Source organism: Streptomyces sp. NPDC001153, assembly GCF_053598315.1.
In genome coordinates this window covers 131446-142967 of the sequence record NZ_JBSFJZ010000021.1, presented here as the reverse complement: position 1 = coordinate 142967, position 11522 = coordinate 131446, and the positions used below count along the sequence as shown (strand labels likewise).

Sequence of the window (11522 nt, the reverse complement as noted above, 5' to 3'; positions counted from 1 at the left end):
CCCGGGCAGAGGCACTCAGATGTGGCCCACGCCCGCGCCCGCCTCCGCGTTCGCGCCCCGCTTGGTGAGCAGCGCGACGAGCACGGCGACCGCCGCCACGCCCGCGGCGACCAGGGAGGCGAGGCTCATGCCGGAGATGAAGGTGTGGTGGGCGACCTCGGTGATCTTCGCGGCGACCTGCGCCGGCACACCCTTCGGCACCGGGGCGACGCCCACCTGAACCGCCTCCGAGGCCTTGCCCAGCTGACCGGGAGTCAGCTGCGGCAGGCCGGCGCCGGTCCAGTTGCCCGGCAGGTCGCTGTCCACCTTGGAGGCCATCACGGCACCCAGCACGGCCGTACCGAGGCTGCCGCCGATCTGCATGGCCGCCTGCTGGAGGCCGCCCGCCACGCCCGAGAGTTCCATCGGGGCGTTGCCGACGATGACCTCCGTCGCGCCGACCATGACCGGCGCGAGGCCGAGGCCGAGCAGCGCGAACCAGACCGACATCACACCGCTGCCGGTGCCGGCCTTGAGCGTCGACATGCCGTACATGGCGATCGCGGTCGCGGCCATGCCGCCGGCCAGCGGGATGCGCGGGCCGAGCTTGGTGATCGCGGCACCGGCGAGCGGTGAACCGACGATCATCATGCCGGTGAGCGGCAGCAGGTGCAGACCGGCGTCGATGGGGCTCATGCCGTGAACGTTCTGGAGGTAGAACGTGACGAAGAAGAGCCCGCCCATGAACGCGATGGCCATGAGGACCATGAGGACCACGCCCGCCGACAGCGGTATCGAGCGGAAGAGGCCCAGCGGGATCAGGGGCTCTGCGACCCTCGTCTCCCAGAAGGAGAACGCGGCGAAGAGCACCACGGACGCGCCGATGAACAGCCACGTCCTACCGTCGCCCCAGCCCCAGGTCGGTGCCTTGATCAGGGCCCAGACCAGGCAGAACATCGCGCCGGACAGCAGCGCGATGCCGAGGACGTCGAAGGAGCGCGGCGCGTTCTGCGCGCGGTGGTCGCGCAGGATCAGCACACCCAGGACCAGGGCGAGCGCGCCGACCGGCACGTTGATGAAGAACACCGACTGCCAGTTGACGTGCTCGACGAGGACGCCGCCGAGGATCGGGCCGCCCGCGGTGGACGCGCCGATCACCATGCCCCAGATGCCGATGGCCATGTTGAGCTTCTCGGCCGGGAAGGTGGCCCGCAGCAGGCCGAGCGCGGCCGGCATCAGCAGCGCGCCGAACAGGCCCTGGAGGACGCGGAAGGTGACGACCGCGGCGATGCTGTGGGACAGGCCGATGGCGCCGGACGCGGCGGCGAAACCCGTCACGCCGATGAGGAAGGTCTGCCGGTGGCCGAAGCGGTCACCGAGCTTGCCCGCGGTGATCAAGGTGACCGCGAGGGCGAGGAAGTAGCCATTGGTGATCCACTGGACATCGGCGAAGGTCGCGCCCAGGTCTTCCTTGATGGTCGGGTTGGCGATCGCCACGATCGTGCCGTCGAGGGCCACCATCATGACGCCCACGGCGACGGTGATGAGGGTGAGCCAGGGATGGCCGCGCAGCCCCGCGGCCGGAGGCGACTCGAGCGGGGGTGCCGCGTCCCCCGGCCCCGTCGCGTCGATGGTGGTCTGACTAGTCATGCGTTCGAGGCTAGTGACAGCCACTGACAATTGACAAACCGTTTCATCAGTCAGTTACTGACACCTATGGAAACACTGCGCGAACGGAAGAAACAGCGCACCCGGGAAGCACTGCTGCGGGCCGCCCTGGAGCTCTTCACCACCCAGGGCTACGAGCACACGACCGTCGACGAGATCGCCGAGGCCGTCGACGTCTCGCAGCGCACCTTCTTCCGTTACTTCGCCGGCAAGGAGGACGCGGCCTTCGCCGTCCAGGAGATGACGGAGGCGCGCTTCGTCGAGGCCGTACGCGCGCGTCCGCCGCACGAGGCGCCGCTGGAGGCCCTCCGGCAGGCGGTCCTGGAGGGCTGGGACGGGATCCGGGAGACCGTCGAGTCGGCCGTCCCGGTCGAGCTGTATCTGCGCATGTACCGGACGATCGAGTCGACGCCCGCGCTGCTCGCCGCCCATCTGCGCCGCTCGGCGGCCACGGAGGAGACGATCGCGCGCCTGCTGGCCGAGCGCGAGGGCGTGGACGTGGACGCCGACCCGCGACCGCGGCTGGCCGTGGCCGTGTTCGGCGGAGTGATAAGGGTCACCGAACGGCAGTGGTGCACGGGCGACGACTTCAGTCTGGTGGCGATCCGTCAACTCACCGCGTCCTACCTCGATCAGGTGGGTTCGGCACTTTTCGGGAACTGGCGCTCAAACCGAGATCGTTGACTGCGCGTTCGACGCTTCGCGAAACGTGATACCTGTCACTCGGTTACCCCGAGACCCTCCCGTTCTCCTAGTGTGTCCTCCCAGTGACTTCCTTCGACACCTCCCCGCAACTGAACGCCTGGCGCGCCCTGCTGGCGCTGGCCGTCGTGTTCGTGATGCTCGCGACCACCGGCTGGACCGCTCTGCACACCCACAGGGAGTCGACCGCACTGCAGGCCTCGCTCGCCAAGTGGGAGCACGGCAGCATCCACGGTCTCCGTCTGCCGGACCCCCAGGCCGCGCCGTCCCTGCTCGGCCGTTTCTTCGCGTCCCTCTCCCCCGAGGACCAGAGCCGTGTCGCCCGCCGCTACCCGCTCGCGGTCGGCAACATGAACGGCGCCCCCGTCGCCTTGCGCTACCGCGCCAACCACATCGCGCTGGAGCAGCAGCGCAGGGTCGAGAAGAAGCGCATGCACGACAGCCGGCTCAGCGCGGCCGGACAGCAGGACGCGGGCCGTCGTATGCACCGCTACGAGGACCTGACGAGCCCCGGCCGGCAGATCCTGGCCTTCGACCCCGAGGGCTCGGGCCGTATCGCGGAGGTGTTCGGGAACCTGGACACGGCGCAGCGGATCACGGTCGTCGTCCCCGGCGTGGACACCGATCTGCTCACCTTCCAGAGGACCAACCGCGAGTACACCGCCCCGGTCGGCATGGCCAAGGCGCTGTACGCGGCGGAGCGCGCGCAGAGCCCCGCGACCCGTACGGCCGTGATCGCCTGGGCCGACTACACCGCCCCCGACGGGCTCGGTGTGGACGCGGCCACCGGGCTGCGCGCCGAGGAGGGCGCCGTACGGCTGAACGCGCTGCTGGGCGGCCTGCCCGGGCGCGCTCCGGTGACGACGGTCTGTCACAGCTACGGCTCCGTGGTCTGCGGGGTGGCCGCGCACGCCATGCCGCGCCGGGTGACCGACATAGCGGTGGCCGCGAGCCCCGGCATGCGCGTCTCCAGCGCCTCCCACCTGGACACCAGGGCCCGGGTGTGGGCCATGCGGGACGCCAGCGACTGGATCCAGGACGTGCCGTATCTGGAGCTCGGCGGCCTCGGGCACGGCGCCGATCCGGTGTCCCCGGCATTCGGCGCGCGCGTGCTGTCCGCCGGGGACGCGCAGGGCCACGCCGGCTATTTCCAGCCGGGCACGGAAAGTCTGCGCAACCTCGCCGACGTGGCCGTCGGGGCCTACGACGAGGTGTCGTGCGCACGCGAGGACGACCTGTGCCGGGCCGGTGCGTCCGGCACTACCCCGGCCGGACGCGCGTAGAAACAGCAGGAAGTGCGGTCTGCGCGGGTGGCGACGGAGGGGCACGTGCCGCATACGATGAGCCGCATGGGTGACGTACTGGCGGGTTTTCATGCCGTCTGGGAGTTCGAGTCCGACTCCGTGCTCATCCGTTACGAACGGGGGATCCGGACACCGAAGCTGTTCCAGGCACTTGGCGAACGGCGGGTCCCGCTGTCCGCGGTCGAGGGCGTGACGCTCTCCCCGGGCAAGCGCGGCACCGTCGTGCTGCGGCTGCTGCCGCGTGCCGGCGCCGATCCGCTGATGGAGGCGGCGGCCGGGCAGCTGAAGGAGGGCTCCGATCCGTACCGGCTGGTGCTGCCGGCCGAGCGGGAGACCCTCGCCGAGTACTACGCCGACGAGCTGAAGGGGCGGTTGACCGATTCCGGGCCCGCCGACCGCCCTCTGGTGACGGCGCCCGAGGCACCCCTGTCGTTCAAGGCGTACGACGGGAAGGCGAGCTTCGACGGTACGGCCGTGCAGTTCCGCTGGTCCTGGACGGGCGCGTCCTCGGCCAAGTGGAAGGCGGGCGACCAGAGCTTTCCGGTCACGGAGTTGAGCGGGGTGGAGTGGCGGTCGCCGGAGGTTTTCGAGGGACACCTGCGACTGGTCCGGCGCTCGGCCGAGCCGGCCGCCGTGCAGCCCGATCAGGATCCGGCGGCCCTTGTCTTCGGGCTGGGGTACGGGCCGGTGCACGAGTCGCTGCCGTTCGCCGCGGCCGTCCTCGCCGCCGTACGCACGCGGGGGCCGGTACCCGTGGTACCGGCCCGGTCCCGGCGCGACCCCGCCGACATCGCCGAACGGATCCGGCATCTGGGGGAGTTGCACCAGGCCGGGTTGGTCACCGACGAGGAGTTCTCCTCCAAGAAGGCCGAGTTGCTGGCGGAACTCTGAGCTACTCGCGGCCCGCGGAGGTGAACGCCATGTCCGCGTAGCGGGCGCCCGCCACCTTGCCCGCGATGGGCTCCAGCCGGGACAGTTCCTCGTCGGTCAGGACGATCGCCGTCGCCGCCACGTTCTCCTCCACCCGGCCCGGCTTGCGGGTGCCCGGGATGGGGACCACCGGCAGGGCGTCGATCACCGCCCGCTGCTGCACCCAGGCCAGGGCGATCTGGCCGAGGGTGGCGTCGTGGGCCTCGGCGATGGCGCGGATCGGCTCCAGGAGGGCCGCGTTGGCGGCCGCGTTGGCGCCGGTGAAGCGGGGCTGCTGACGGCGGAAGTCGTCGGCCGTGAGCTCCCGTTCGGCGTGAGTGAAGGAGCCGGTGAGGAAGCCGCGGCCGAGCGGCGAGTACGGCACCAGACCGACGCCCAGGTCACGCGCGGCCGGTACGACCTTCGCCTCGATGTCCCGGCTGAACAGGGACCACTCCGACTGCACGGCCGCGATCGGGTGCACGGCGTGCGCGGCGCGCAGCTCGTCGGCGGTGACCTCGCTCAGCCCGAGGTGCTTGACCTTGCCCTCGCGGACCAGCTCCGCCATCGTGCCGACCGTCTCCTCGATGGGGACGTTCACGTCGCGGCGGTGCATGTAGTACAGGTCGATCACGTCGACGCCGAGCCGCTCGAGGCTCGCCTCGACGGCCTGGCGGATGTACGGGGCGTCGTTGCGGATGATCCGCTTGGTCGGGTCGTCCTGCGGGATCGACAGGGCGAACTTGGTGGCGATGACCACCTCGTCCCGGTGCGCCGTGAAGAACGGGGACAGGAACCGCTCGTTCTCGCCGGCGCCGTAGGCGTCCGCCGTGTCGTACAGCGTCACGCCCAGCTCCAGCGCCCGCTCCAGCGCGGCGCGCGCCTGGCCGGCGTCCGTGGGGCCGTACGCGAAGCTCATGCCCATGCAGCCGAGGCCCTGAACGCCGACCTCCGGCCCGCCCTCGCCGAGCCGTACCGTCGGAATCCTCGTGTCGGTCATCGCGTGGTCCCCTCCGACGCGTAGAAGCTGATCTTGCGGTCGAGTACGGCGAGCGTGTCCCGCAGCTCGGCGATCCTGTTCAGGACGTCCCGGCGGGTCGACTCCAGCAGCTCCCGGCGTTCCCCGTAGGTGCTCTCGCCCTCCCGGACCAGTTCCGCGTACCGGACCATGTCGGCCACCGGCATGCCGGTCAGCCGCAGCTTGGTCACGAAGTCCAGCCAGTCCAGGTCGCGGTTGCTGTAGCGCCGCTGACCGGTGTGCGAGCGGTCGACGTGCGGCATCAGGCCGATCCGCTCGTACCACCGCAGGGTGTGCGCGGTCAGGCCGGTGAACGCGACGACCTCGCTGATCGTGTAGCGGTCCTGGCCGTCGGGGCGTGGATGGCGCCTGGGCGGGGCGGAGCAGATGTCGGCGGGGGTCGTCGGTGCGGTGTCCGCTGGCGTGGTCTGCATCACCGTCATGGCCCCCACGCTATGGCCTTGGAGTGCACTCCAAGCAAGCTGGTTCGGTAAGAAATGCGCGGGACGCGGGCTGGGGCTGCTGGCTAGCGTGTGGCGCATGAGTCTCGTACGCCGGGCGCTGCCCGAGGATGCCATGGAAGTGCTGCGTCTGCGTCAGGTGATGATCGACTCCCTGGGGAGCGCGGGAGGCGGCGGGTCGACGGACTGGCACGCCGAGTCGCTGCCGGGACTGCGGGAGCGCCTGGCCGAGCCGGACGGCGACTTCGCCGCCTTCGTCGTGGACCACCCGGACCGGCCGGGGGCGCTGGCCGCGCTGGCGGTCGGAACGCTGGAGTACCGCATCGGGAAGGCCGGCAATCCGCACGGGCGGGTGGGGTACGTCTTCAGCGTCGCGACCGACCCGGACGCCCGGCGGCGCGGGTACGCGCGCGCGTGCATGGAGGAGCTGCTGGCCTGGTTCCGGGAGCGTGGCGCGGGTCAGGTGCTGCTGAACGCCTCTGCCGAGGCCGAGCCGCTGTACGCCTCGCTGGGCTTCACCCGGGATCCGGACCCGTCGATGCGGCTGCTGCTGTGAGCCGCATAGGCTCGGCTGCATGTCGTTGAACAGCTTGACGAGCACCGCGTCGATCGAGAAGTGGCCCGTGCCCACCGCGGCGGCGGGTGTCGTACGGGCCGACGGGACCGTCCTCGGGACGCACGGTCCCGTCGGGCACCGCTTTCCGCTCGCCTCGGTCACCAAGCCGCTGGCCTCGTACGCGGCGCTGGTCGCGTACGAGGAGGGCGCGATCGAGCTGGACGAGCCGGCCGGGCCGCCCGGCTCGACCGTCCGCCACCTCCTCGCGCACACCTCCGGGCTGGCCTTCGACGAGCACAGGGTGATGGCGCCGCCCGGTGAGCGCCGGCTCTACTCCAACGCCGGGTTCGAGCAGCTCGGGGACCACATCGCCAAGGCGACGGACATCCCCTTCGCCGAGTATCTGCGGCAGGCGGTGCTGGAGCCGCTGGGCATGACGTCGACGTCGCTGGAGGGCTCACCGGCCAAGGACGGCGTGTCCACGGTGGCCGACCTGCTGCGGTTCGCTGCGGAGGTGCAGGCGCCGCGGCTGCTGGATCCGCGGACGGTCGCGGAGGCGATGAGCGTGCAGTACCCCGGGACGAAGGGGGTGCTTCCGGGATACGGCCACCAGAACCCGAACGACTGGGGGCTGGGCTTCGAGATCCGTGACTCCAAGTCGCCCCACTGGACGGGCGGTTCGTCGTCGCCGCGTACCTTCGGTCACTTCGGGCAGTCGGGTACGTTCCTGTGGATCGACCCGGACGCGGGCCTGGCGTGCGCCGCGCTGACCGACCGGGCGTTCGGCCCCTGGGCGATCGAGGCGTGGCCGGCGTTCACCGACGCGGTGCTGCGGGAGACCCGCGGGGTGGGCTGATCTCCGGCCGTTGGAGGCCGGCCACCGCCTATGGGGCGGCGGACAGCTCCCACACCAGCACCTCGGCCCGTGTCACCCCCACCGCCTCCAGGCCCCGGGCACCGGTGACCCGGGCCGCGTCGCCCGGGCCGAGCGTTTCGCCGGCCAGCCGCACCTCGCCGCGCACGACATGGACGTACAGGTACTCCGCGTCCGGCACGGCGGTCCGCTCCCCCGCGCTCAGGCGGCGTACGTGGAGCATCGCACCCGCCGCCGGGACGGCGTACGGGGTGGCGTCGGCTATGCCGGGGACGATCTCGTACGACGGGTTCCCGCCGGGCTCCCGCGGCGCCAGCCACATCTGCAGGAAGGTCAGCGGGACCGTGCCGTCGTTGCGTTCGACGTGGCGGACGCCCCTGGCCGCGCTGAGGTGCTGGACGTCACCGGCCCGGACCCGGGTCTCGTGGCCCGTGGAGTCGCGGTGGGTCAGCTCGCCCTCGATCACCCAGGTGACGATCTCGGTGTGGCTGTGCGGGTGTTCGCCGAAGCCGGCACCGGGCGCGAGCCGCTCCTCGTTGCAGGCGATGACCGCGCCGAAGCGGAGGTTGTCGGGGTCGTAGTGGGGGCCGAAGGAAAAGGCGTGCCAGGACTCGATCCCGGCCTCCGGCTCGCCCCCCGGGTAGCGCTCGTCGGCGCGCCGTACGTCCATCACGCGCACCACCGTAGACCCCCGCGGGCAGGCCTCCGGTACGGGCAAGGACGACCCAGCGGCGCACCCCGTCGTCCGGATAAGGCAGTCTTGTCCCGTGCCCGAACCCGAATCCCGCAGCAACGAGCCCCACGCCGGTCACCACGCGCGCGACGTCCACCCGCACTCCGCGACCCTCAGGCGGCTGGAGAAGTCCTCCGGGTCTCTCGCCGCGCAGGCCATCGCGAGGATGGACGAGACCCTGCCGTGGTATCGGGCCATGCCCCCGGAGAACCGTTCCTGGATCGGGCTCGTGGCCCAGGCGGGCATCGCGGCCTTCACCGAGTGGTTCCGGCACCCGGACGCCCCCCAGGCGATCTCGACCGATGTCTTCGGCACCGCGCCGCGCGAGCTGACCCGGGCCATCACGCTGCGGCAGACCGTGGAGATGGTGCGGACCACCATCGAGGTCATGGAGAGCGCGATCGACGAGGTCGCGGCCCCCGGGGACGAGAGCGTGCTGCGGGAGGCGCTGCTCGTGTACGCCCGGGAGATCGCCTTCGCCACCGCGCAGGTGTACGCGCAGGCCGCCGAGGCACGCGGTGCCTGGGACGCGCGGCTGGAGTCGCTGGTCGTCAACGCCGTGCTGAGCGGGGAGGCGGACGAAGGCGCCGTCAGCCGGGCCGCCGCGCTCGGCTGGAACTCGCCGGAACATGTGTGCGTCGTGCTCGGGACCGCGCCCGACGGAGACAGCGAGCTGACCGTCGAGGCCATCCGGCGGGCCGCCCGGCACGCCAAACTCCAGGTGCTCACCGGGGTTCTCGGGGACCGGCTCGTCGTCATCGCCGGGGGCAGCGACAACCCGCTCGCCGTCGCCAAGTCGCTGATCGGGCCCTTTGCCGCCGGGCCGGTGGTCGCGGGGCCCGTCGTACCCGATCTGCTGGCCGCCACGCGGTCCGCGCAGGCCGCCGCCGCGGGCCTGAAGGCGTGTTCCGCCTGGCAGGACGCGCCGCGACCGGTGCTCGCGGACGATCTGCTGCCGGAGCGCGCGATCGCGGGCGATCCGAGCGCCCGCGAGCAGTTGGTGGAGGAGATCTACAGACCTCTCGAAGAGGCCGGTTCGGCGCTGCTGGAGACTCTGAGCGTCTATCTGGAGCAGGCGAGCAGCCTGGAGGGCGCGGCCCGGATGCTCTTCGTTCACCCGAACACCGTGCGCTACCGGCTCCGACGTGTGACTGACGTCACCGGTTGGTCGCCATCGGATGTACGATCCGCGTTCACGTTGCGGATCGCGCTCATCCTGGGGCGTCTGGTCGACGGCGAGCTCCCGGCATAGGGTTTTGTCGGAGGCCCACAAAAGCCCTTCGTGTTCTTCGTCCCAGTCCTCACGGGCGGCTCCGGCCGTCCCCAAGAGAGAGTGTGAGAGTGCTCGTACTCGTCGCTCCCGGCCAGGGCGCCCAGACGCCCGGCTTCCTGACTCCCTGGCTCGAACTGCCCGGCGCCGCCGACCGCGTCGCCGCCTGGTCGGACGCCATCGGACTGGACCTGGCCCACTACGGCACCCAGGCCGACGCCGACGCCATCCGTGACACCGCGGTGGCCCAGCCGCTGCTGGTCGCCGCCGGCATCCTGTCCGCCGCGGCACTCGGTGACACTGCTCCGGACGCGGTCGCCGGTCACAGCGTGGGCGAGTTCACCGCCGCCGCCTTCGCGGGCGTCCTGGACGACACCGCCGCGCTCGGCCTGGTCCGCGAGCGGGGTCTGGCGATGGCCGACGCCGCCGCGATCACCGAGACCGGCATGTCGGCGCTGCTCGGCGGCGACCCCGAGACCTCCGTCGCGCACCTGGAGAAGCTGGGCCTGACCCCGGCGAACATCAACGGTGCGGGTCAGATCGTCGCCGCGGGCACGCTGGAGCAGCTCGCCGCGCTGGCCGAGGACAAGCCCGAGGGCGTCCGCAAGGTCGTCCCGCTGAAGGTCGCCGGCGCCTTCCACACGCGCCACATGGCTCCCGCCGTCGAGACGCTGGCCAAGGCCGCCGCGCGGCTGACGCCCGCCGACCCGAAGGTCGCCTACGTCTCCAACAAGGACGGGCGGGCCGTCGCGACCGGCGCCGAGGTGCTTCAGCGGCTGGTCGGCCAGGTCGCCAACCCCGTGCGCTGGGACCTGTGCATGGAGACCTTCAAGGAGCTGGGCGTCACCGCGCTCATCGAGGTGTGCCCGGGCGGCACCCTGACCGGACTGGCCAAGCGGGCGCTGCCCGGCGTCGTGACCCTGGCCCTGAAGACCCCCGACGACCTCGACGCGGCCCGCGCGCTCATCACCGAGCACGCCGGCGCCTAAGGAGCCGTACATGGCGAAGATCAAGCCCAGCAAGGGCGCCCCGTATGCGCGCATCCTCGGTGTCGGCGGCTACCGGCCGACCCGGGTGGTGCCCAACGAGGTGATCCTCGAGAGGATCGACTCCTCCGACGAGTGGATCCGCTCGCGCTCCGGCATCGAGACCCGGCACTGGGCCGGTCCCGAGGAGACCGTGGCCGCGATGTCGATCGAGGCGGCCGGCAAGGCCATCGCGGACGCCGGCATCGGCGCCGAGCAGATCGGTGCCGTGGTCGTCTCGACGGTCTCGCACTTCAGCCAGACCCCGGCCGTGGCCACCGAGATCGCCGACAAGCTGGGCACGGACAAGGCCGCCGCCTTCGACATCTCGGCCGGCTGTGCGGGCTTCGGCTACGGCCTGACCCTCGCCAAGGGCATGGTGGTGGAAGGTTCCGCCGAGTACGTGCTCGTCATCGGCGTGGAGCGGCTCAGCGACCTGACCGACCTGGAGGACCGGGCCACGGCCTTCCTGTTCGGCGACGGTGCCGGGGCGGTCGTCGTCGGTCCCTCGCAGGAGCCGGCCATCGGCCCGACCGTGTGGGGCTCCGAGGGCGACAAGGCCGAGACGATCAAGCAGACCGTGCCCTGGGACCGGTTCCGCATCGGCGACGTCTCCGAGCTGCCGCTCGACAGCGACGGCAACGTCAAGTTCCCCGCCATCACCCAGGAGGGCCAGGCGGTGTTCCGCTGGGCCGTGTTCGAGATGGCGAAGGTCGCCCAGCAGGCGCTGGACGCGGCCGGCATCAGCCCGGAAGAGCTGGACGTCTTCATCCCGCACCAGGCCAACGTGCGGATCATCGACTCGATGGTGAAGACCCTCAAACTGCCGGAGCACGTCACGGTCGCCCGTGACATCCGCACCACCGGCAACACCTCGGCCGCCTCGATTCCGCTCGCGATGGAGCGGCTTCTGGCGACCGGGGAGGCGAAGAGCGGCGACACCGCGCTCGTCATCGGATTCGGGGCGGGTCTCGTCTACGCCGCCACGGTCGTTACCCTCCCCTAGGCACTCCGTGCCGGATC

At 71.5% G+C, this 11522-nt stretch carries 12 protein-coding genes; 8 read left to right on the top strand and 4 right to left on the bottom strand.

Going from position 1 to position 11522, the window contains the following annotated elements:
• Window positions 1-15 precede the first annotated feature (15 nt).
• Window positions 16-1629 (bottom strand): MFS transporter, encoded by a 1614-nt coding sequence (locus ACWDEN_RS24365; protein ID WP_351609607.1) that lies wholly within the window; start codon window positions 1627-1629, stop codon window positions 16-18.
• A gap of 66 nt (window positions 1630-1695) precedes the next feature.
• Between ACWDEN_RS24365 and ACWDEN_RS24360 the strand changes: the two genes are divergently transcribed.
• From ACWDEN_RS24360 to ACWDEN_RS24350, 3 genes are all read left to right on the top strand, one after another.
• Complete coding sequence (locus ACWDEN_RS24360; protein ID WP_351609605.1) at window positions 1696-2331, top strand: TetR family transcriptional regulator; 636 nt, start codon at window positions 1696-1698, stop codon at window positions 2329-2331.
• 83 nt (window positions 2332-2414) lie between these two features.
• Window positions 2415-3632 (top strand): alpha/beta hydrolase, encoded by a 1218-nt coding sequence (locus tag ACWDEN_RS24355; RefSeq protein WP_450860124.1) that lies wholly within the window; start codon window positions 2415-2417, stop codon window positions 3630-3632.
• Between the two features lie 66 nt (window positions 3633-3698).
• The gene (locus ACWDEN_RS24350; protein WP_351609600.1) at window positions 3699-4544 is read left to right on the top strand and encodes a DUF4429 domain-containing protein; all 846 of its coding nucleotides are present in this window, start codon (window positions 3699-3701) and stop codon (window positions 4542-4544) included.
• Window position 4545: 1 nt separating this feature from the next.
• Here ACWDEN_RS24350 and ACWDEN_RS24345 read toward each other — a convergent pair whose 3' ends face one another.
• Complete coding sequence (locus ACWDEN_RS24345) at window positions 4546-5562, bottom strand: aldo/keto reductase (RefSeq protein ID WP_351609597.1); 1017 nt, start codon at window positions 5560-5562, stop codon at window positions 4546-4548.
• Window positions 5559-6023, bottom strand: coding sequence for a MerR family transcriptional regulator (locus ACWDEN_RS24340; RefSeq protein ID WP_351609594.1), 465 nt, complete (start codon window positions 6021-6023; stop codon window positions 5559-5561). Before ACWDEN_RS24340 ends, ACWDEN_RS24345 begins: the two co-directional genes overlap by 4 nt.
• A gap of 97 nt (window positions 6024-6120) precedes the next feature.
• Here ACWDEN_RS24340 and ACWDEN_RS24335 point away from each other — a divergent pair, with 97 nt between their 5' ends.
• Entirely contained in the window at window positions 6121-6597 is a 477-nt protein-coding gene (locus tag ACWDEN_RS24335) for a GNAT family N-acetyltransferase (RefSeq protein ID WP_450860123.1), read from the top strand.
• Between the two features lie 19 nt (window positions 6598-6616).
• Window positions 6617-7453, top strand: a complete 837-nt coding sequence (locus ACWDEN_RS24330; RefSeq protein ID WP_351609589.1) for a serine hydrolase domain-containing protein — start codon at window positions 6617-6619, stop codon at window positions 7451-7453.
• Window positions 7454-7481: 28 nt separating this feature from the next.
• On the opposite strand, the gene ACWDEN_RS24325 is transcribed toward ACWDEN_RS24330, so the two are convergent.
• Complete coding sequence (locus tag ACWDEN_RS24325) at window positions 7482-8141, bottom strand: pirin family protein (protein ID WP_450860136.1); 660 nt, start codon at window positions 8139-8141, stop codon at window positions 7482-7484.
• A 97-nt stretch (window positions 8142-8238) separates the two neighbouring features.
• Between ACWDEN_RS24325 and ACWDEN_RS24320 the strand changes: the two genes are divergently transcribed.
• The 3 genes from ACWDEN_RS24320 (at window position 8239) to ACWDEN_RS24310 (ending at window position 11505) form a co-directional block, all read left to right on the top strand.
• Window positions 8239-9456 (top strand): PucR family transcriptional regulator, encoded by a 1218-nt coding sequence (locus tag ACWDEN_RS24320; protein ID WP_351609586.1) that lies wholly within the window; start codon window positions 8239-8241, stop codon window positions 9454-9456.
• Between the two features lie 89 nt (window positions 9457-9545).
• Window positions 9546-10463, top strand: coding sequence for an ACP S-malonyltransferase (locus tag ACWDEN_RS24315; RefSeq protein WP_351609583.1), 918 nt, complete (start codon window positions 9546-9548; stop codon window positions 10461-10463).
• Window positions 10464-10473: 10 nt separating this feature from the next.
• The gene (locus tag ACWDEN_RS24310; protein WP_351609581.1) at window positions 10474-11505 is read left to right on the top strand and encodes a ketoacyl-ACP synthase III; all 1032 of its coding nucleotides are present in this window, start codon (window positions 10474-10476) and stop codon (window positions 11503-11505) included.
• Window positions 11506-11522: the final 17 nt, after the last annotated feature.

Excerpts from the sequence above, each read along its gene's own strand:
- ACWDEN_RS24340 (WP_351609594.1), bottom strand. The coding sequence starts at position 6,023 with ATGACGGTGATGCAGACCACGCCAGCGGACACCGCACCGACGACCCCC.
- ACWDEN_RS24345 (WP_351609597.1), bottom strand. The coding sequence starts at position 5,562 with ATGACCGACACGAGGATTCCGACGGTACGGCTCGGCGAGGGCGGGCCG.
- ACWDEN_RS24350 (WP_351609600.1), top strand. The coding sequence starts at position 3,699 with ATGGGTGACGTACTGGCGGGTTTTCATGCCGTCTGGGAGTTCGAGTCC.
- ACWDEN_RS24335 (WP_450860123.1), top strand. The coding sequence starts at position 6,121 with ATGAGTCTCGTACGCCGGGCGCTGCCCGAGGATGCCATGGAAGTGCTG.
- ACWDEN_RS24325 (WP_450860136.1), bottom strand. The coding sequence starts at position 8,141 with ATGGACGTACGGCGCGCCGACGAGCGCTACCCGGGGGGCGAGCCGGAG.
- ACWDEN_RS24365 (WP_351609607.1), bottom strand. The coding sequence starts at position 1,629 with ATGACTAGTCAGACCACCATCGACGCGACGGGGCCGGGGGACGCGGCA.
- ACWDEN_RS24310 (WP_351609581.1), top strand. The coding sequence starts at position 10,474 with ATGGCGAAGATCAAGCCCAGCAAGGGCGCCCCGTATGCGCGCATCCTC.
- ACWDEN_RS24330 (WP_351609589.1), top strand. The coding sequence starts at position 6,617 with ATGTCGTTGAACAGCTTGACGAGCACCGCGTCGATCGAGAAGTGGCCC.
- ACWDEN_RS24360 (WP_351609605.1), top strand. The coding sequence starts at position 1,696 with ATGGAAACACTGCGCGAACGGAAGAAACAGCGCACCCGGGAAGCACTG.